The sequence below is a fragment of the Paenibacillus agaridevorans genome, assembly GCF_003112455.1.
Taxonomy (GTDB): Bacteria; Bacillota; Bacilli; order Paenibacillales; family Paenibacillaceae; genus Pristimantibacillus; species Pristimantibacillus agaridevorans.
On sequence record NZ_BDQX01000356.1, the window covers coordinates 183,209 to 202,987 of the forward strand.

Below are 19,779 nucleotides of genomic sequence, written 5' to 3' on the forward strand. Positions count from 1 at the left end.
CAGTGTGGCTCTCATCCAACATAGTATGTAGGCGAATGCGGATAGGTACCAAGGCGCCCAACAAATGGACGCGGGCCGGCAGTGTCGCTTATAATGGTCTCAACCAAGGCGGGAGCCGCCGCGGCTAAGGAGTCCTGAGAAGAAGGGGAGAGGATACATGACATTGCAGATCGGGATTATCGGAACGGGTTGGTTCGGCCGCATGCATGCAGAGAAGCTTGCAAAGCTGGAGGGCGTCAACGTTGCGGCATTTGCGGCGACATCGCAGCAGAAGGCCGACGAGGCAGCGGGCAAATTTCATGATGCAAAAGGTTTTGCGGAGGTATCGGATATGCTGGATGCGCGCAAGCTGGATGCGGTATACATATGCGTGCCGCCATTCGCTCATGGCGACATTGAGCAACAGTTGATCGAGCGAGGAATTCCTTTCCTGGTGGAGAAGCCGATCGGAGTCGACGAAGAAGTGCCGGGCTCGATATTGCAAGGCATAAAGGACAAGTCGCTTATTACGTCCGTCGGCTATCATTTCCGTTATATGGACGGCACGGCCCGAGCCAAAGAGCTGCTTGCGGAGCGTACTATCGGCATGGCTCTTGGTTATTGGATGGGAGGCATGCCTGGCGTCTACTGGTGGCGTTCCATGGAAGGTTCCGGCGGCCAGTTCGTCGAGCAGACGACGCATATCGTCGATCTTCTTCGTTATACGGCGGGGGAAGTTAAGGAAGTGTATGCAGCGTATGGCGATCGAATCGTGGCCGGTACAGAAGAGGGAGTAACCGTTCCGGATGTCGGCACGGTAACCTTAAAGCTGGCGTCTGGAGCCGTAGCAACGATCAGCAATACATGCGCGATTCCTGCAGGAGGTCATAACGGTCTGCACCTCTATACCAATACAGGGGTGATGGAGATCGGCGGCAATGGGTTCATCGATAAGGTATCCGGTCAAGTGACCGAATATCAGAATCGCAGCAATCCTTATGAGTCCGAGAACGACGCGTTCCTCCATGCCGTACGGACAGGCGATACATCCCGCATTCTCTCGACCTACGAAGATGCCTGGTTAACGCATCGCGTTACTATGGCAGCCAATCGGTCCGCACGTACAGGACTGCCGGTCGTTATCGAATAGCTCGACAAAAAAATCCCGGAGGCTCCGTTCCTGTATACCGCACATGGTATCAGGTCCGACTTCTCCGGGATTTCTGTCCCAGCGCGCCGTCAGGGGGATTGCCCGGCGGCTTTTTGCGTTTGCGTCCGTGAGTGGCGGAGCGGCTGCGTTCGCTGCCGTGCTCTTCTTCCGACTCCATCAGCCGCGGTTTCTCGCGTTTCTTAACGAGCAGATCGCCGGTCCAGCCTTTGTGCCAAAGCCACCAATAGATGCCGATCGTAATGACGGCCGTACAACTCATCGTGAGGGGGAAGCCCCAATGCTGAATGCTCCATGGCAGCCATTCGAAGTTCATTCCCCATATGGCGCCAATAACCGTTGCAGGCAAGAAAAGCACCGTGAAGATCGTCAGCGTCTTCATAATATCATTGCCGCGGAAGCTGGAGATGGCGTCGTCCATGGAGATTAGCGTATCGATCTCCAGCGCGTAATGTTTAAGCAGCGTTTCGATTCGCTCCAGCTTATGCGAGATCCGCTTGAACCCGTCCGTCTCCATCAGATCCTCGTCGAAAGCCTCCTTGGCCGCCGCGTGTACTTCCCTGATGGGAATAAAGAGGTGGCTCCAGTGAAGCAGGTCGTATCTGCGGTCAAAAATAACGTCGAGCAAGTCCGTACGGTTCCGATGCCTCATCGTCTGCTCGAGCTCGCCGAGCCTTCGCTCGAAACCGTCCAGTCCGTTGTGGAACGTCCCCAGCAATATGCTGATCATGATGAAAAAGGCTTCTGGAGCGAGCTCGCACTCGCCATATTTGGTGATGTGAGATTCATGCTGCAATCTCAGGGGAAGCCGCATGTCCTCATAGATGGATACGAGACGATGGCGTGAAACCCAGAAGTGAAACGGCCCGATATCCGAGGCATCATCCGAAATTTGAATCATAAGCGTCCCGCAAAGTATGGTTCCTGAATCTTCGGAATTGTAAACCAGAATATGATTCGTTTTTCTTGATTCGCTATGGTCGATCCACTGCGCGCATTCCGGGAACCGTCTCTTGAATTCGGACAGTTCTTGCCGGGGAGAAGGGTCCGTGCCATCCGTATTCGATGAAGATGAATTGCCGAGGGGGCGCAAGCGTTCCGGTGCGCGAGCTGGCAAGGACGTGTTCTTCCGGCTCGGGAGCGGTTGCTTGGGCTGCATCGCATCGGCGGATTGCTGCAGCACATGCCACTCCCAGCCGGAAGGAAACGTGAGCAATTGACGGATCATCGGCATCTCTCCCCTCTATCATTTCATACCATTTACATCTTTCTCCGATACTGACATCGCTACCTTTCATCATAACCCGAACCTGCCCCAATAGACAACTGTTCCCATTTGATTGAGGGCGTGGCGGTTGGGGCATACCATCCATATAGGAAAAACCAATTCAGACACACGGAGGGGCAGACATGGCGAAAAAAATCGCGATATTCGAAACTCAGCAGCAGGTTATCGACGTCGTAACGCAATTGGAGAATTCCGGCTTCAAACCCGGAGATATGAAGATAATGGCCAAGGACAGCGAACATTCAAGACGAATCGAAGCGGAGACGGACGTACATGCCGACGAAATGCGTGATCTGGAAAAAACGCGTCAAGATATTGCAACGCACACAGATACGGTTGGAACTATGTATGCCAGCGGGTTCGGTATCGCGCCTGCCGCCATGGCTTACGGCTATACGGGCTTCGGAGGCGGGACGGCATCCGGCACAGGCATCCCTTTTGCCTTGTCCGGCGCATTCACCGGTAATGAACATGAGCGTGCATTCCTTGCCTTAGGACTTGATCACAAGGAATCCGAGATGGTCTCCCGCGAGGTGGAAAGAGGCGCATATGCCTTGATCGTGGAGACAACGGAAAGCAAGACGCTGTTTGACAAGGATGGCGGCCCGGATCTGTCGACTCTGGGCATCGCGGAAGCCGTTTTTCGTAGATGCAACGCCTCCTTTATCGTGGACGGCAGTTAGAATCATACTCTTGATCGGAAAGCCGACTGCAGCGTGTTTACGGGCTGAGCCGGCTTTCTCGCCGTATGCCAAGAGCCCGTAGATAGTCATCTCGGCGTTCCTTCGCGTAATGTCGCCCGAGACAACCCGATAATATCCTTAAGCGGATTCGAATCCGCCTCTCCTTGGATGAGCTCACGAACCAACTCGGCGCCAAGTAGGCTGTATACAGTCCCATTGCCGCCGTAACCAAGTGTGTAATAAACGCCTGGCCATTCGGGATCCTCGCCTACAAAGGGCAAATTATCCTCCGATTCACCGAATGTGGCGTTCCAATCGTAAGCGATGGCAAGCGGCAAATCGGGAAATAGCGCTTTCGCCTTCTCCAGCAGCTTCTCGCTATGTTCTTTCCGGCGCTGTACGCTCTGCAACGGGTTCCGGTCTTCTTCGTCAAGTCCTCCGATGATGAGCCGATTATCCTCTGTCGTACGCATATACAGGTATGGTCTTGCCGTCTCCCAGATCATGTAACGCTCGTGCCACTGACTTAGATCGGGAACGGGATCCGTCACGATAACGAACGATCGGCCGATATCCGGCTTGATCAGCTCTCCGCGAAGCTCCTTGGGCTCATAGCCTATGGCGTAGATCACGTGGTTGGCATCGATATGATGACCGTTGCCGGTATGCAGACGGTGTCGTCCGCCTGCCAAGGAATCATGTTTGACGATTTCCGTATACTCGCGGATGCGAAGCCCTTTGTCGACGGCTTGTGCCGCGAGCAGAGTTACGAAGCGAAATGGATTAACCTCCGCATCCCCTCCCGTTACGATGGCTCCCGGCTTGCGGAAGGGGAAATGGGCAGCGATGTCGTCCGCCGTCCAATAGCTCGCACGGAGTCCGCAAGAGGACAATGCCTCGTACTCTTGCTTCAGCTTGGGCAGATCCTGCTCCGTCGAAGCGTAATACAGGCTGCTGCGCCGCCTGAAGCCGACATCCTGCGGAAGCGATGCGGCAATGTCGGCCAGCTTGTCGATCGCGCGGCTGCACGCGACATAAAATGTCTCCGCAGATTCTCGTCCAATCTGGCCGATCAAGTCGGAAAGCATAACGTCGTTGCAATATTGCAATAAGCCTGTGTTGGCCGACGTGCTCTCGCCCGCGACGATTTCGCGCTCTACCAGAATAACGTCGATCCCCGAAGAAATAAGTTCCCATGCGCATGTAATGCCCGACATTCCGCCGCCTATCACGACAACTTGCGCGGTCTCGCACTCAGTCAGCGAGGGATAGCTTGGCGGGTTGTGCAAGGTACTTGGCCAATATAAGCTGCCGATGTGTAATTCGCTCATGGGCAATCACCTCCTGAGGTAGTATACCCACGGCGAGCGATTCCGAAAACGCTGACCCGGTAGATTACAGCTAGCTTCCAATGAGTAGCTAGCTCCCCTCCAGCATCAGCCTGCGGTAGGCGGTCGGCGATTGGCCGAATTGCTTGCGGAATTGCTTGGAGAAATACAAGGCATCCTGGAGACCGACGGAAGCCGATATTTGTTCCAACGTCAGCTCAGGGCGCTCGCGCAGCATAAGCTTCGCCTTGTCCAGACGAAGCTTAAGCAGGAACGAGACGGGCGACAGTCCGGCCCGCCGCTTAAACGCGCGCGACAAGTAAGCGCGGTTGTAGCCGAGCGCCTCGGACATCTGCTCGATGGATACCGGATGGGAGTATTGGGTGTTTAGATAATGGATGACTTGCTGATGAATGTCATCATTCTCCTGACGTTTCAAATGCGCTTGATGGTCTTTGTCCGCTCTCTGATCCTGATACAGGGCCATAAGCAGATGAAGCCAGCCGGCTGCCTGGACGGAGGCGGAGGATCGGGCGCCTCGGAATGTCAGATAGATGCTTCGATACAACAGAGCAGCCTTCCGTTTGTCCTGCAAGGCCGTAACGGATTCTCCGTCCGGGAAGCCGGCTTCCCGGACGAGACCGTCTGCCCTTGCGCCTGAGAACGCGATCCAGCGATATCGCCACGGCTCGCGGGGATCCGACTCATAGCTGACCAGCTCCTCTGGACGGATCAAAAACGTGTCGCCGGCGGACAGCTCGCGCCGGACGCCGCCCAAGGTAAATGTCCCTTTGCCGGAGAGAATCAGGTGCATCAGATAGAAGTCATATACCTTGGGACCGAGCCGATGACCGGGCTTTGTCTGGCTTTCGCCGGCGAACAAAACATGAAGCAAGGAAGCGGCTTCGTCGGAAGCCGGCGTCGGACTGGGATTAGAGGCGACAGTATATGTTTCGGTAGTCATATTTGCACACCTGCCTTATAGTCTTTTAGTTTAGACGGAACTATTTGAACTCTCATTTTTACCGCAGCAGTACCTGCAGGATTCATCATAACATGTTCGAAATGGGGAGTTAAAGTCACATAAATCCATATGATCGACATTTTGCGCCATTTCGTTTTTGATTGCAATCCACTATACTGAGGCTAAAGCAGGCAACAACCAAACTTATACCAAAGGATCGTGATCGCACATGGCTAATCTTGCAGCTCTGACTGACACATTCATTGAACAATACGGCGGAAGCGCCGAAGGCATCGCGGTATTCCACGCGCCGGGCCGCGTTAATCTGATCGGCGAGCATACCGACTACAACGGGGGGTACGTGTTCCCGGCAGCATTGACGTTCGGCACGACGCTGCTTATTCGCAAGCGCGAAGACAACAAGCTGGGGCTGGCTACGACGAATTTCCCTTCCTCGGGAACCTTCTCTGTCGAAGGCGTCGAATACGACAAGGCGGACGATTGGATGAACTATCCGAAGGGCATCGTGAACGAGCTGTTGCAGCAAGGGGTAACTTTCGGCAGCGGATACGATATTCTCTATCATGGCGAAATTCCAAACGGCTCGGGCTTGTCCTCGTCGGCTTCCATCGAAGTTGTCACGGCATATGCTCTCCTGTCGATGGAGAACCTGCCGACCGATACGGTAAAGATCGCGTTGCTCTCCCAAAAGTCGGAGAACGAATTCAATGGCGTCAAGTCCGGCATCATGGATCAATTCGCGGTTGCGAACGGTAAGAAGGATCACGCGATCCTGCTCATGTGCGACACGCTGGAATACGATCTGGTGCCCTTTCAATCCGGCAGCTACAAGCTGGTCATCGGCAACACGAACAAACGCCGCGGACTGGTAGATTCCAAATACAACGAGCGCCGCGCGCAATGCGAGCAAGCCGTGTCGGACCTCCGCTCCGCGCATCCCGAGCTGGAGCTGCTGGGACAGCTTAGCCTGGAGCAGTTCAACGCTTCCAAGTCGCTGATCAAGGATGATCTGATCCGCAACCGCGCCGAACACGTCATGGAAGAGATCGACCGGGTCCTGAGATCAATGGACGCGCTTAAGAGCAATGACCTGGCCGCGTTCGGCCAATTGATGAACGAATCGCATGACTCGCTGCGAGATCTATACGAAGTAACCGGCGCAGAGCTCGACGCGATGGTAGATGCGGCGCGCGGCGTAGATGGCGTGCTGGGCTCCAGAATGACGGGCGCGGGCTTCGGAGGCTGTACGGTGTCCCTCGTACACGAGGACAGCATCGAGCGCTTCCAGGAGGAAGTTGGGCGAAAGTATACGGAAGCGACGGGACTGACGGCGGACTTCTATGTCTGCAGCATCGGCAACGGCGTCGAACGCCTTCAATAGGAACGAATAGAGCTAACTTAAAGTACAAGTTCAAAAAGTCCGGTTTTCAGCACCGAGAAGATTGGATGAGGGTAGAAACTGAGGAGCGGAGCGTAGTGGAGGCTACGTGAGCACCTGCAATGTTTCCGGAGGAAACATACTTCGAAAGCATAAGCTTAGTTTCGCCTGAATTCAATATTCGATGTCGAGTACGCTTCCTGGTATACTTCGTGATCAAAAGCGGACTTTTTGAACTACCAATAAAGGGGAAGAAGGGATACACATGGCAGTATTGGTAACCGGAGGAGCGGGCTATATCGGCTCTCACGCCGTTGCGGCGCTCCAGGAACGCGGGGAAGACATCGTTGTCGTGGATAATCTGCAGCAAGGCCACAAGGGAGCGCTGCTCGGCGGCAAGCTCTACGTCGGCGATCTGAGAGACGCGGACTTCCTGGACACGGTATTTAAGGAGAACGAGATCGACGCCGTCATTCACTTCGCGGCGAACTCTCTTGTCGGCGAAAGCATGAAGCTGCCGGGCAAGTATTACCATAATAACGTGTACGGAACGTTGTGTCTGCTGGAGAAGATGAATGAATACGGCGTCAAGCGCATCGTATTTTCGTCGACGGCCGCGACCTATGGCGAACCGGAGAGCGTGCCGATCGACGAATACGATCGTACGCTTCCGACTAATGCTTATGGCGAAACGAAGCTGGCGATGGAGAAAATGATGAAGTGGTTCGACGTCGCGCATGACATCAAATATATCTCGCTCCGCTACTTCAATGCTGCCGGCGCTCATGACAGCGGCCGAATCGGCGAGGATCACCACCCGGAGACGCATCTGGTGCCGATCGTGCTGGAAGCCGCGCTGGGCAAACGTCCGCATATCTCCGTATTCGGCGACGACTACGCGACGGAAGACGGCACATGCGTGCGCGACTACATCCATGTCAGCGACCTGGCCGACGCCCACTTGCTGGCCGTAGACCGGCTGCGCGGCGGAGCTGACAGCGCCGTCTACAACCTCGGCAATGGCCAAGGCTTCTCGGTCAAGCAAGTGATCGAGATTGCACGCTCCGTGACGGGCAAAGAGATCAATGCCGTTATCGAGCCAAGACGCGCGGGAGATCCTGCCGTGCTGGTCGCTTCCTCGGACCGGGCTCGCAAGGAGCTGGGCTGGAATCCGACCCGCAGCAATCTCGAAAACATTATCGGCAGCGCCTGGAGCTGGCATCAGTCCAATCCCGAGGGCTACGACGACAAGAAATAGACCCGGCCCCATAAGAGGTAGTTAAAAGCCGGAGGAGCGAGAGGAGCTGCAATAGCATGACGTTGCAACAAACGGCCGCGCCCGCCAAGGAAGAGGCGTTATCCAACATCGAGAAGCTGCTGGCGTTCGCGCTGGGCAAAGGAATGCTGGAGCGGGAGGATCTTGCCTACGCGCGCAACGCGCTGCTGGATCTGTTCCGGTTTACCGAGCCGGCGGAAGCGACGGGCGGCGATCAAGACGAGCCGGCGGAAAGTCCGGCAGAGCTGCTGGAACCCTTGCTCGACTATGGTGTCGCGATCGGTCTTGTCCCGGACAATACGCTCACTCAGCGGGATCTGCTCGACGCCCGGATTATGGGCTTGCTGATGCCAAGACCGTCGGAGACGACGTCGGCATTTCGCGCGAGGGCAAGCCAGGAAGGCATCGCTGCCGCTACGGACGCCTTCTATGCGTTGAACATCGACAGCAACTATATTCGAATGGACCGCATTCGCAAAAATCAGTATTGGCTGCACAGAACGCCATATGGCGAGCTGGAAATGACGATCAACCTGTCGAAGCCGGAGAAGGACCCCAAGGAGATCGCGCTGCTCAAGACGCTGCCGCAAGCGCATTATCCAAAGTGCCTTCTATGTGCCGAGAATGTCGGTTATGCGGGACGCCCGGATCACCCGGCAAGACAGAATCTTCGGATCATACCCATGACGTTGCAGAACGAGGCATGGTTCTTCCAATATTCGCCCTACGTGTATTACAACGAACACAGCATCGTATTTAAAGGCGAGCACGAACCGATGGCTGTTACCCATTCTTCGTTCGCACGGCTGCTGGACTTCGTCGAGCAATTCCCGCATTACTTCATCGGATCTAACGCCGATCTGCCAATCGTGGGCGGTTCTATCTTAAGCCATGACCATTTCCAGGCAGGACGTCATGTCTTCCCGATGGAAGCCGCGCCGATCGAGGCCAGGTATGCCGACGGCTCGGACAATGGAGTGACATACTGCATCGTGCAATGGCCGATGTCCGTGCTTCGCCTGCAAGGCTCCTCCAAGGCGGCCGTGCATGCGGCGGGCTGCCGTATTCTGGATCTGTGGAAGGGCTACAGCGACCCGTCGGCGGAAGTGCTTGCGTTTTCGGAAGCAGCGGACGGCACCCGTATTCCGCATAATACCATTACGCCGATCGCTCGGCTGAAGGACAACGGCGACTACGAGCTTGATCTGGTGTTGCGCAATAACCGCACGAGCGAAGAGCATCCGGGAGGCATCTTCCACCCGCACAGCCATCTCCACCATATCAAGAAAGAAAATATCGGCTTGATCGAAGTCATGGGACTGGCCGTCCTCCCGGGACGTCTGAAGGACGAGCTGGAAGCAATCGCAAGCCTGCTTACCCCTGAGGCGACCGAAAAAGCCTCCGACCTGCGAAGTGCCGGACACAAGCTGGCTCATCACGCAGAATGGGCGGATCGTCTCGTACAGAAATACGGCAGCTTGCTGTCGCAGAATGAAGCTGCCGACATCGTCCGTTCGGAGACGGGCGACAAATTCCTCGACGTGCTTAAGGACGCAGGCGTCTTCAAGCGAACGGATGAGGGGGCCAAGGCGTTCCGGACCTTCCTCGAAGCATCCGGGCTGAAATCGCAATAACGCAGATGTGCCATAAGATATAAACAATAGCCTTCCTTGTCGAATGTTGTAATAACATTTACGGGAAGGTTTATTGTTGTGTTAAACAAGACTTTATGGTATTTTTTATATAATAAATATTTTTTATTGTAATAATATTAGATATGCGTATGATGTGCTAATGAATATTAATATTGGAGGTCCAACATGGCTGAGAAGATGTTGCCGCTTGACGAATTTCTGGAATTAACGACGGATGAACAGGTTGAAAAGCTGAAGCGCTGGAAGATGGACTATACGCTTAAAGATATCCGGGAGGCTTGGAATTTCAAGCATTCCGCCCAATATTACATGCTGCTTAAGAAGCTTCGCATCTACGAGCGGGTCGTAAACAAATCCGACAAGTTCTACCCTGCCCAAGAACAGCTCATGAACAGACAGAACCAGGAAGGCGAGCTTGGCTGGAGATCCCAGTCGGCGGCGAAGCTCCCATCGGACAGCTTCGATTACCATCTTAATACGACGCTCAGCGGAGCCGAGCTTGCGGACAAGCTTGAGCGCCTGGCGCACTTCCTGAAGGGCGAGCGCAAAAACATCTCGATCAAGCTGTCCATCGGCGCAGCAGAGCCCGAGTCGACGGAAGAAGAAACCGAAGTTTAAGAGGACTGCGGTTCGGCAATAAGGCACCAAAATAAAAAGGTTGGACGAGAAAACGTATGAAGTTTTCCGTCCAACCTTTTTGTGTACCTGCTTTTGCAGGAATGCAGCGAGCGGGGAATAGCAAGGAAGAATTCGGATGAATTGGAGTTAAACAACAAAAAATCGTATCTAAGCTTCATACCCGAGCTTTTGGGAAGCGATCAAAGCCGCGTCGCGAACATGCCGCGAGATTTCCGGGAGCATCTCCTGCTTGAATCTGTGCATGGCGCCGGAGACGCTGATCGCGCCGATCGGACGGCCATGCATATCGAACACCGGCGCCGCGACGCAGCGAGCTCCTTCGACGATTTCTTCGTCGTCCAGCGCATAACCTTGCTTGCGAGTAAGCTCAAGTTCCGAAAACAATTGCTCCACTGTACGAATCGTATTAGGAGTAATAACCGGCAGGCCCCATGTGTCGACCAGTTCGCGCACCGACGCCTCCGGGATATGAGCGGCAATTGCTTTTCCCATCGCTGTGGCGTGAAAGGGCGAGCGGGAACCGATCGTATCGGTCATTCTTAGCGCATGCGTGCTTTCAACGATTTCGATGTACAGTACCTGGTTATCCACCAAGACGCCCAAATTGACGGTATCGCCATATAGCTCGGACAATGTCTTCATTTCCGCTAATGCGGCAGTACGGAGCGTGTTGCGTTCGAGTAGATTTCGGGTCAGCATGAGCTGCTTGTAGCCGAGGCAATATTTGCCGTCCTCATCGCTGCGGCTGATGAATCCCCGATTTTCCAAGGTAAGAATAATGCGGAAGGTGGACGATTTGGGCTGCTCGAGAAGATTGGTAATCTCGATCAGGCTAAGCGAACCGTGCTCCGAGAGCAGTTCCAGCAAATCAAGCGCCTTATCTATCGATTGAATCGTATACCGCTCATTTTTAACCTCAATTTCTTTACTCAACTGATACTACCTCCGTTTGCCGCTATAAACTTATTAAAGCGCCAGCTTCGCCAAAGCGCGATCCGCCGCTTGTATAGTAGTTTCGATATCCGCTTCGGTATGAACGGTAGAAATATACCATAATCCGCTGGGGCGCACAAGTACGCCTTCCTCCAGCATCAGCTCGGCAAATCGGCTGTATTTGGCGGCATCGCGCTTATTGAAGGTGTCGAAGTCTTCGACCTGCTTCTCCTCCGTAAACATGAAGTGGAAGACGGGTCCCGCCTGGTTGATAAGTCCTTGGATGCCATGTTTATTCAATAGCTCGCGAAGGCCGGCTACTAATCTGTTGAACAAATGCTCCATTCGCGAATAGCTGCTTCCGTTGTCCTTGCCAAGCTCGCGCAGAACGGCGAGAGCTGCGGATGTGGCGGCAAAATTGCCGTTCAGCGTGCCCAGATGGCCTACGGTGCCATTTTCGATCAGCGCCATAATGTCGGCTTTGCCGGCAACGCCGCTAATGGCGAAGCCGCCTCCCAGCGCCTTGCCTATCGTTACCAGGTCCGGTTTCAAGCCCAGTTTGCCGTGAGCTCCGCCAAGGCCCAGCCTGAATCCGGTAATGACCTCATCCATAATCATAACGATGCCGCTTTGCTCCGTCAGCTCGCGTATACGTTCCAAATAACCGGCTTTCGGCCCAATACAACCGTTATTGCACATAATCGGTTCGGTAATAACGGCAGCGATGCTGTCCTTTTCCTTGGCAATCAGCGCTTCGAAAGCTTCGATGTCATTCCAAGGCAGCATAATAATGTCCTGCAGGCTGTTCTCGCTCTGACCTCCTGTTCCGGGAGGAGCGGAAGCCAAAGAGCTTCGGGCGGAGGAGGATTGCTTCATATCCGGGCTCGGGAAGGAAGTGAATATCGCATCGGACCAGCCGTGGAAATGACCGTGGAACCGGACGACTTTCGTTCTGCCGGTATACGCTCTGGACAATCGAAGCGCCAGCATGACGGCTTCGGTGCCCGAGCCGCTTAGCGCGACTTTGTCGGCGCAGGGAAGCAACTCGGTAAGCAGCTTCGCCAGTTTAATCTCGCCATCATGCTGCAATCCGTAAGTGAATCCGCGTTTCGTTGCTTCATTCATCGCTTCTGCCATCGCGGGATGGGCATGACCAAGGATGAGCGGCCCGTAAGCAAGCAAGTAATCGATATACTCATTGCCGTCAACGTCGCGTACTCGGGAACCGCTTCCCGACTCCACGAATAGCGGCGTCGGCTTCATCGAAGCGCGAAGTGTCGAGGCTACGCCTCCCGCCAAATATTTTTGGGATTCGAGCAGCATTTGCTTGGATTTCTCTACATTTAATGACAACAGGATTCCTCCCTATAATTTTTAATTATAATTCGTGTTCAAAAAGTTCGGTTTTCAGCACCGAGAAGATTGTATGAAGCTAGAAACTGAGGAACGGAGCGTAGTGAAAGCTACGTGAGTACCGGAAGTTTCGGCTGAATGCAAGATTCGATGTCGAATAAGCTTCTTGGTATACTTCGTGATCAAAAGCGGACTTTTTGAACTACCTTTACATAAACCTCGGTTGGGGCTCGGGATCGAAAGGATACATCGGCTTGGATACGCGCTCATAATGAAAATGCTCGAGATTGGCGCTGCAGCAGCCTGGAGTATCAACGTATATGACAGATCTGGCGAATGCACCGAATGCCGTTTGCCAAGCGATTGCGGATTTGACGACGATTATTTTGAAGTCATCCGGCCAAAGCCCTGCATAGCGAATATGGCCCAGATCCCATGGAGCCACGCGTTTCTCCGTTAGGACAATCGTTAGTTGTCCGCACTCGACAACCGCTGTTCTGCCCATGAAAGCAAGCTGTCCCGTCATATACGCGCCGACGTGGCGATATTGGCCGTCGAACAGCAAGCGGATCTTCCCGGTTACTTCGACGGGTTCGCCATGTAAGGGATTGCTCTTGCCACCGACCGGACCTTGGAAGATCGAGCCGACGCCGAGCTCGAATGCGATGCTTGACGCTTGTTCGTCCCTAATTACGATTAATGCCCTCTCCCGGATACCGACCAATTGTCGTAGAGTATGAGTGGCGTCCGCAGGCGCTCCGCCTCCGACATTATCCGAGCCTTCCACAAGAATGACGGGGCCTGACGATTCTGCAAGCGCGGCTGCGATTGCTTCGTCAGGGGACAGGTGGTCAAGGCCGAAGCTTTCCTTCAGATCGACTGCTAGCTGAACCAGTTCGGCCGCATAACGATCCGCCAGTTGCTGATCGTTGTCGGCGGTTACGATAAAGGACATTCCCGCATCCGGGACATCGCTGTATGGAAACCCGCCCGCGACGGTTACGTTCAAAACTTGCGGATCCGATTCGATTTCGAAGGCGCGGTCCATTATTGTTTTCATACTTCCGGTTTCGGTCATCATCGCTTGCGGAACGACGAGCATGCCCGTGTGGCCATAGGATCGGGTTGGCCTGATTTCTTCCCGTATATATCGAACAAGCAGATCGAACGCTTCTTCCGCCCTTTCGTGCATATCGACATGAGGATAAGTATCGTAGCCGACAATGACATCGGCAAGCCGAACCATATCTTTGCTCACATTGCCGTGAAGATCGATGGTCATGGCGATCGGCAGCCTGTCTCCAAGCTTCGCCCTCAGCCGTCTGAGGCATTCGCCTTCCAGATCGTCGTACTGCTCGGACGCCATCGCTCCATGCATAATGAGCACGAGGCCGGATATATCGCTGTCAATGGAATCCACGACATTGTTGATCAGGACGTCGGCTGCCGCCGCTTCCACCATGCCGCTTGGCGTAGCTGCGGTATATAAGCCGGGTGTCAGCTCGACATCATGCCGCTTGGCCGCATCGATAACGCCGCCCATTGAAGTGCGGGTGCCGCCATAGCGGAGAAGAAAGGCGTCAAGTCCGTTGACGCTCTCGCTCTTGAAATGCTCAAGTCCGGTCATTCCGGGAGCAAATGTATTCGTTTCATGGAGAATTCCGGCAACCGCAATTCGCAGGGTCATTCGGCTTCCCCTCGGATCGAGCGGACGTAGGCGATTACGTCGATCTCGACCAAATAATTGCCAATGCCGCTTTGCACCGAGGTGCGCGCAGGGAACGGCCGATTCATTATTTTCTCATACGTTTGATTGTACCCGGGGAAATCTTCCAGATGCGATACAATTGCATTTGTTTTCACGACATGATCGAGCGTTAAGTTTGCAGCCTTCAATATCGTTTCGATATTGCGCAAGCATTGCTCCGTTTGTTCCTCAATCGTATGGCCGACTACCTGGCGCGTCTTTGGATCGACGCCAACCTGGCCGGAGACGTATACGAAATCGCCGGCGCGCAGCGCTTGCGAGAACGGAAGGGGAAATTCGGGTGCGTCGCTTGTATGAATTTGTTGGGACATCGTGCATCTCTCCTTAAGTTTTGGATTACTTCTACAGCCTTGCTTCCGCTACCATGCGGTTGGTCAGCTTGCCTAACTTCTCGATTTCAACGGTAACGATATCGCCGTCCTTCAGCCATGCTTGCTTTTCTTCGGGGTATCCGAGCACTACGCCTTCCGGGGTTCCGGTCAAAATGATGTCTCCCGGCGCGAGCGTCATATAATGCGAAATATAGCTGACAATCTCGTCGCAATGGAAAATCATATCGGCGGTATTGGAGTTTTGTCTGATCTCTCCGTTGACGGTGCAGCGGATTTCCAGATCATTCGGATTCCCAGTCTCATCGGCGGTGACCAAATAAGGGCCAAGCGGACTAAAGCCGTCGCAGGACTTGCCTGTCAGCCATTGCGATGTACGAAGCTGCAGATCGCGCGCGGATAAGTCATTGACGCAAGCATAACCGAATACGTAATCAAGCGCGTTGTCTTTGTCCACATACTTGGCTTCCTTGCCGATGACGATAACAAGCTCCGCTTCGTAGTCCACTTTCGAGGAGACCTTGGGCAGAGCGACATCCTGTCCATGACCGGTCAGCGTGTTGTTGAATTTGTTAAACAGAATCGGGAATTGCGGAATAGGCGCATTGGTTTCTTCGGCGTGCTTGCGGTAGTTTAGTCCGACGCAAATGATTTTGTTAGGATGTGTTACACAAGGTCCCAGCGTTAGCTCCGTCTCGTCCAGGAACAGAGCGGAACGCTCGGAAGCTTCTAGCGCTTGATCGACAAGCTTGCGAAGCTTGGCAATCGAGTCATCGCCGCCTGTAATCGCTTCCATGACGGTGGCGGGGATGTTGGCGCCCTGCCGGCCGAGCGCGTCTATTGCTTGCGAGACGTCCAGCACCCCTTGCGGTGTGGCGATTCCAAGCTTCAGCTGGCCATCTTGATTAAAAGTTAGCAGTTTCATAGTAACCTCCCATTTGGCATCAAAACATTTGTTTTGCTATTTTGAAACCAAGGTTTTATAATCAAAACATATCACACCCGTTTCGGGTTGTAAATCCTATTTGTTTCAACTTATCAGGAGGGGCTCATGCGACTATTAAATCAACATGCTCTCGTGACAGGCGGTTCCAGCGGCATTGGCCAGGCTATTGCGTACAGATTTGCGCGCGAGGGCGCAAGGGTGACAGTGTCAGGGAATGAACGTAAGGCATTGGATGAAACAGTGCAGTCCATTTTCGATTTCGGAGGTAAGGCGATAGCCGTATTGGCCGATGTTCGGAGCAAGGCGGATGTTGAGCGGATGGCAGCGGAGGCTGTTGCGGCTTTCGGACCGATCGATACGCTGGTCAATAGTGCCGGAGTTTGCAAGCCCGCGCCTTTCCTTGATATTGAGGAAGCGGATTGGGATTTGCACATCGACGTGAACTTGAAAGGGACGTTTCTGTGCGCGCAGGCCGTCGCTCGGGAAATGATAAAGCAAGGCAAAGGTTCGATTATTCATATATCCAGCGTTAACGGCTTGGCCGCAGAAGGGGATCAAGTGCATTATAACGCTTCGAAAGCCGGAATCAATTCGCTTACAATGTCCATGGCGCTGGAGTTGGCGCCGCATGGCATCAGGGTGAACGGAATTTGTCCGGGATTTATACATACGCGGCTGACCCAGCCCCTAATCGATATTCCGCAGGCGATCGAGCCATATTTGAAGACGATTCCATTGGGCAGGATAGGGAATCCCGAGGAAATAGCCGCCGCTGCGTTGTACCTTGCTTCGGACGATTCCTCCTATATGACAGGGCATTCGATGGTTGTTGACGGGGGCCAGTTTATTAAGCTGTCTTCAATTTAAAATTGATTATATCCATGGGGGAAGAGCGAGGATGAAAGTAATCGTTAACGCAAAAGTCGTTACACCGCACGGCTTGATCGATGAGGGAGTCGTTTGGTTCGATCAAGGACGAATTGTCGCTTGCGGCGAGGCGCGCGATCTGACGCCGTCTGAGGATGCGGAGCTGATTGATGCCGAAGGGCTGTATGTAGCTCCGGGGTTTGTCGACATTCATTGTCATGGCGGCGGCGGCCATTGGTCCTTCGAGAATCCTGCCGCGTTTGCCCGCTTTCATTTGCATTATGGTACGACGTCGATTTTGCCAACCTTCTCGTATAATGAATCGGAGGAACAGATAGCGGAGGGGCTGCGCAGGATACTGCGAGCGCAGATGGATACAAAAGCTTACGGCCGCTCGATAGCAGGCATTCATATGGAAGGGCCTTATATTAATCCGAAGTACGGGGCGATTACATCCCCGATTCGTCCGGTGAATCCGGCGGAGTATCGGGAAATTCTCAAAGTGGCGGGCGAGCAAATCAAAGTATGGACGCTGGCTCCCGAGCTGGAAGGGCAGAGGCAATTTATGGAGGAGGCCTCGCGCTATGGCATCGCATTTTCGGTTGGCCATTCGGAAGCCGCTGCGGAGACGGTGCTGGACAGTGTGTCATACGGACTTCGCATAGGCTGCCATTGTACAAATGCAAGCGGCACCACTCCGTCCCCCTCCCGCTATGCCGGAACGAGGGAGGTCGGCGTTGATGAAGCGGTCCTGCTCAGCGACGAGATATATGCCGAGGTTATTCCCGACAGCGAAGGCCGTCACGTTCGCCCGCTAATGCTCAAGTTTATCCTTAAGGTCAAAGGGGCGGATAAAGTTATCATTATTACGGATGCGATGGACGGAACTGGCATAAATGACGCTTCCGTCGATGTCAATCTTATCAAGAGAACCGAATTTTCCCCAGCCCAGGCAGAGGACTATATGCTGGGCGGCAGTTTGCTTACGATGGATCGCGCCGTTTATAACATGAAGCGCCACACGGGCGTCGGCATGGCTGATCTGTTCAAGATGGCGTCTCTGAACCCCGCGAAGGTTATTGGAATCGATCATGAAGCGGGAAGCCTGGAGAAGGGGAAGCGGGCCAATTTGATTTTTGTAACCGAAGATATTCAAGTCCGCAAAGTGTTCCTCGACGGCGAATTGGTTCATGTCCACAATCAGTGAGGAGTGACAAGGTTATGCGAATTGAGCAAATGGAGACGCCGGCGGTGGCGATTGATCTTGATATTCTGGATGCCAATCTAAAGCGAACGGCGGAGCTTGCCGCCAAAGCGGGGGTAAATCTGCGTCCGCATATTAAAACGCATAAAAGCGTGTGGATTGCCCGGAAACAAATCGAATATGGTGCTGTAGGCATTACGGTGGCCAAGCTTGGGGAAGCGGAAGTGATGGCTGATGGCGGAATCGACGATATCCTGATCGCTTTTCCTTTGGTTGGCGCAGGCAAGCTGAAGCGTTTGGCCGCATTGATTGAGCGTGGCGTCCGTGTAACGGTTAGCGTAGACAGCGTGGAGGCTGCAAGTGGAATATCGGATGTCGGAGTCGCTGCGGGCATAAGAATTCCGCTCTATCTCGATATCAATACGGGGCTAAATCGTTGCGGGTTGGAGCCCGGGCTGCCTTCGGCCGAGCTCGCGATTCAAATTAGCGCTCTGCCAGGCGTTGAAGTAAAAGGGTTGATGACGCACGCAGGCCATTCTTATGGCTGCGGGGATGCAGAGGGAGCGAGAAAAGTTGCATTTGCCGAGGCGGGAGCATTACTTGCAACTCAGCAAATACTCCGGGAAAGAGGGCTGGAGGTGCCCGAGATTAGCGTGGGGTCGACTCCGACCTCGAAGTTTGTCGAGCAGCTATCGGGTGTTACCGAAATGCGTCCGGGGGCTTATGTATTTGGCGATGGCTCGCAGTTGTTTCCCGGGCTGATCGACGAATCGGAGTGCGCTATGCGCATTCACGCCACGGTCGTAAGCGCGCCTCGTCCCGGAGCCCTCATTGTGGACGCAGGCTCCAAGACATTGACCAGCGATGTTAGCGTCCATCGCAAAGGTTATGGTTACTTGCCTGATTATCCCGAAATATTCGTCGAGAGACTCAGTGAAGAGCACGGCATATTGGCAGTACCGGACGATTGCTCGCTGCGAATCGGCGATGTCCTATCGATTATTCCAAATCACTGCTGTACGGTGGTTAATTTGCGTGATGAATTGATCGGAGTGCGGGGCGGGAAGCTGGAGCGCATGCTGAAGGTGGACGCGCGCGGCATGAATACATAGGGGACGCTGGCGTGCGTCCTTGGATATTTTCACAAACCGTATGTCATTTGAGCGAAAATACTCAATGAAGATGAGGAAAGAGCCATTTATTCGTACAATATACGTATGCGGCAAGCCCGTTAAGTGCACGCTATGTGGCCAAATTCGAACGCAAAGGACCGTTAGGGCAGCTTATCCCTGGCGGTTTTTCTACTTGGGCTCTATATTTCAGAATGTAACTTACTGCGCCGTCAAAGGATAATTCGGGGATTGGACGGGCGGTTAGTGAGCAGGCTGTCATGACGACCGATATGCACGAGTATGAAATTTCGAGTACAATGGTGCGTCTGGGGGCCAGGCGATCGAATGAGTATGAAATTTCGAGTACAATGGTGCGTCTGGGGGGCCAGGCGATCGAATGAGTATGAAATTTCGAGTACAATGGTGCGTTTGGAGGGCCAGGCGATCGAATGAGTATGAAAATACGAGTACAATGGTGCGTTTGGAGGGCCAGGCGATCGAATGAGTATGAAATTTCGAGTACAATGGTGCGTCTGGGGGGCCAGGCGATCGAATGAGTATGAAATTTCGAGTACATCGCCCCCGCTTTAGCGAGCAGGGTAGACATCTTTTTCGATTTTTCCCGCAAAGGGAAGAAAACATAAAGATGTCGCCCTTTTTTATTGGTTAGGAAATGATGCAACTGTAAGACTTGTGGAAAAACAGGAAAGTTTCATAGGTTTCATGAGCAGATTAAAACGGTCGAAAAATCTAACAGACAGCAGGAGGCTGTCGATTCATTGTGGACGGCAGCGCAGTGAAGTAAAGGCTGATCGTAACGGACTCCACAGTCGCTATTTCGCAAAAATGGGGCCTGTTCAAATTGTAACGGACACAGACGACCTTACT

The 19,779-nt window shown here is 53.6% G+C and carries 17 protein-coding genes; 9 read left to right on the forward strand and 8 right to left on the reverse strand.

Annotated elements, in window-relative coordinates:
• Positions 1–157: 157 nt before the first annotated feature.
• Entirely contained in the window at positions 158–1,129 is a 972-nt protein-coding gene (locus PAT3040_RS28180) for a Gfo/Idh/MocA family protein (RefSeq protein ID WP_108995294.1), read from the forward strand.
• Between the two features lie 49 nt (positions 1,130–1,178).
• On the opposite strand, the gene PAT3040_RS28185 is transcribed toward PAT3040_RS28180, so the two are convergent.
• The gene (locus PAT3040_RS28185; protein ID WP_181376889.1) at positions 1,179–2,375 is read right to left on the reverse strand and encodes a magnesium transporter CorA family protein; all 1,197 of its coding nucleotides are present in this window, start codon (positions 2,373–2,375) and stop codon (positions 1,179–1,181) included.
• A gap of 182 nt (positions 2,376–2,557) precedes the next feature.
• On the opposite strand from PAT3040_RS28185, the gene PAT3040_RS28190 reads away from it, so the two are divergent.
• A complete protein-coding gene (locus PAT3040_RS28190; protein WP_108995296.1) occupies positions 2,558–3,118 on the forward strand; it encodes a general stress protein in 561 nt (186 codons plus the stop codon).
• Positions 3,119–3,204: 86 nt separating this feature from the next.
• Here the strand turns inward: PAT3040_RS28190 and PAT3040_RS28195 are convergent, their stop codons facing one another.
• Positions 3,205–4,449, reverse strand: coding sequence for an NAD(P)/FAD-dependent oxidoreductase (locus PAT3040_RS28195; protein WP_108995297.1), 1,245 nt, complete (start codon positions 4,447–4,449; stop codon positions 3,205–3,207).
• 88 nt (positions 4,450–4,537) lie between these two features.
• Positions 4,538–5,410 carry an AraC family transcriptional regulator gene (locus PAT3040_RS28200; RefSeq protein ID WP_108995298.1) on the reverse strand — a complete coding sequence of 291 codons (873 nt, stop codon included), beginning with the start codon at positions 5,408–5,410 and terminating at the stop codon, positions 4,538–4,540.
• Positions 5,411–5,639: 229 nt separating this feature from the next.
• Here PAT3040_RS28200 and PAT3040_RS28205 point away from each other — a divergent pair, with 229 nt between their 5' ends.
• The 4 genes from PAT3040_RS28205 (at position 5,640) to PAT3040_RS28220 (ending at position 10,358) form a co-directional block, all read left to right on the forward strand.
• The gene (locus tag PAT3040_RS28205) at positions 5,640–6,812 is read left to right on the forward strand and encodes a galactokinase (protein ID WP_108995299.1); all 1,173 of its coding nucleotides are present in this window, start codon (positions 5,640–5,642) and stop codon (positions 6,810–6,812) included.
• 262 nt (positions 6,813–7,074) lie between these two features.
• On the forward strand, positions 7,075–8,067 hold the full coding sequence (galE, locus tag PAT3040_RS28210; RefSeq protein WP_087572573.1) for a UDP-glucose 4-epimerase GalE: 993 nt from the start codon (positions 7,075–7,077) through the stop codon (positions 8,065–8,067).
• Positions 8,068–8,123: 56 nt separating this feature from the next.
• Complete coding sequence (locus PAT3040_RS28215; protein WP_108995300.1) at positions 8,124–9,719, forward strand: UDP-glucose--hexose-1-phosphate uridylyltransferase; 1,596 nt, start codon at positions 8,124–8,126, stop codon at positions 9,717–9,719.
• Positions 9,720–9,905: 186 nt separating this feature from the next.
• Complete coding sequence (locus tag PAT3040_RS28220) at positions 9,906–10,358, forward strand: hypothetical protein (protein WP_087572575.1); 453 nt, start codon at positions 9,906–9,908, stop codon at positions 10,356–10,358.
• 168 nt (positions 10,359–10,526) lie between these two features.
• On the opposite strand, the gene PAT3040_RS28225 is transcribed toward PAT3040_RS28220, so the two are convergent.
• From PAT3040_RS28225 to PAT3040_RS28245, 5 genes are all read right to left on the reverse strand, one after another.
• Positions 10,527–11,312 (reverse strand): IclR family transcriptional regulator, encoded by a 786-nt coding sequence (locus PAT3040_RS28225; RefSeq protein WP_108995301.1) that lies wholly within the window; start codon positions 11,310–11,312, stop codon positions 10,527–10,529.
• A 33-nt stretch (positions 11,313–11,345) separates the two neighbouring features.
• Complete coding sequence (locus PAT3040_RS28230; protein WP_258235194.1) at positions 11,346–12,665, reverse strand: aspartate aminotransferase family protein; 1,320 nt, start codon at positions 12,663–12,665, stop codon at positions 11,346–11,348.
• 208 nt (positions 12,666–12,873) lie between these two features.
• A complete protein-coding gene (locus tag PAT3040_RS28235) occupies positions 12,874–14,352 on the reverse strand; it encodes a M81 family metallopeptidase (RefSeq protein ID WP_258235195.1) in 1,479 nt (492 codons plus the stop codon).
• Positions 14,349–14,744: a RidA family protein gene (locus tag PAT3040_RS28240; RefSeq protein WP_087572577.1), complete on the reverse strand. Its 396-nt coding sequence runs from the start codon at positions 14,742–14,744 to the stop codon at positions 14,349–14,351. The genes PAT3040_RS28235 and PAT3040_RS28240 overlap by 4 nt, the downstream gene beginning before the upstream one ends.
• A 31-nt stretch (positions 14,745–14,775) precedes the next feature.
• On the reverse strand, positions 14,776–15,687 hold the full coding sequence (locus PAT3040_RS28245) for a fumarylacetoacetate hydrolase family protein (RefSeq protein WP_108995302.1): 912 nt from the start codon (positions 15,685–15,687) through the stop codon (positions 14,776–14,778).
• Between the two features lie 126 nt (positions 15,688–15,813).
• On the opposite strand from PAT3040_RS28245, the gene PAT3040_RS28250 reads away from it, so the two are divergent.
• The 3 genes from PAT3040_RS28250 to PAT3040_RS28260 are packed head-to-tail and all read left to right on the forward strand — an operon-like array spanning position 15,814 to position 18,891.
• Positions 15,814–16,575, forward strand: coding sequence for an SDR family NAD(P)-dependent oxidoreductase (locus PAT3040_RS28250; RefSeq protein ID WP_087572579.1), 762 nt, complete (start codon positions 15,814–15,816; stop codon positions 16,573–16,575).
• Positions 16,576–16,606: 31 nt separating this feature from the next.
• The gene (locus PAT3040_RS28255) at positions 16,607–17,782 is read left to right on the forward strand and encodes an N-acetylglucosamine-6-phosphate deacetylase (protein ID WP_108995303.1); all 1,176 of its coding nucleotides are present in this window, start codon (positions 16,607–16,609) and stop codon (positions 17,780–17,782) included.
• Positions 17,783–17,796: 14 nt separating this feature from the next.
• On the forward strand, positions 17,797–18,891 hold the full coding sequence (locus PAT3040_RS28260; RefSeq protein WP_108995304.1) for an alanine racemase: 1,095 nt from the start codon (positions 17,797–17,799) through the stop codon (positions 18,889–18,891).
• Positions 18,892–19,779: the final 888 nt, after the last annotated feature.

Coding starts and splice junctions, on each gene's coding strand:
- PAT3040_RS28255 (WP_108995303.1), top strand. CDS start 16,607: ATGAAAGTAATCGTTAACGCAAAAGTCGTTACACCGCACGGCTTGATC.
- galE (WP_087572573.1), top strand. CDS start 7,075: ATGGCAGTATTGGTAACCGGAGGAGCGGGCTATATCGGCTCTCACGCC.
- PAT3040_RS28245 (WP_108995302.1), bottom strand. CDS start 15,687: ATGAAACTGCTAACTTTTAATCAAGATGGCCAGCTGAAGCTTGGAATC.
- PAT3040_RS28185 (WP_181376889.1), bottom strand. CDS start 2,375: ATGATCCGTCAATTGCTCACGTTTCCTTCCGGCTGGGAGTGGCATGTG.
- PAT3040_RS28180 (WP_108995294.1), top strand. CDS start 158: ATGACATTGCAGATCGGGATTATCGGAACGGGTTGGTTCGGCCGCATG.
- PAT3040_RS28220 (WP_087572575.1), top strand. CDS start 9,906: ATGGCTGAGAAGATGTTGCCGCTTGACGAATTTCTGGAATTAACGACG.
- PAT3040_RS28240 (WP_087572577.1), bottom strand. CDS start 14,744: ATGTCCCAACAAATTCATACAAGCGACGCACCCGAATTTCCCCTTCCG.
- PAT3040_RS28195 (WP_108995297.1), bottom strand. CDS start 4,449: ATGAGCGAATTACACATCGGCAGCTTATATTGGCCAAGTACCTTGCAC.
- PAT3040_RS28250 (WP_087572579.1), top strand. CDS start 15,814: ATGCGACTATTAAATCAACATGCTCTCGTGACAGGCGGTTCCAGCGGC.
- PAT3040_RS28200 (WP_108995298.1), bottom strand. CDS start 5,410: ATGACTACCGAAACATATACTGTCGCCTCTAATCCCAGTCCGACGCCG.
- PAT3040_RS28215 (WP_108995300.1), top strand. CDS start 8,124: ATGACGTTGCAACAAACGGCCGCGCCCGCCAAGGAAGAGGCGTTATCC.
- PAT3040_RS28205 (WP_108995299.1), top strand. CDS start 5,640: ATGGCTAATCTTGCAGCTCTGACTGACACATTCATTGAACAATACGGC.
- PAT3040_RS28190 (WP_108995296.1), top strand. CDS start 2,558: ATGGCGAAAAAAATCGCGATATTCGAAACTCAGCAGCAGGTTATCGAC.
- PAT3040_RS28260 (WP_108995304.1), top strand. CDS start 17,797: ATGCGAATTGAGCAAATGGAGACGCCGGCGGTGGCGATTGATCTTGAT.
- PAT3040_RS28235 (WP_258235195.1), bottom strand. CDS start 14,352: ATGACCCTGCGAATTGCGGTTGCCGGAATTCTCCATGAAACGAATACA.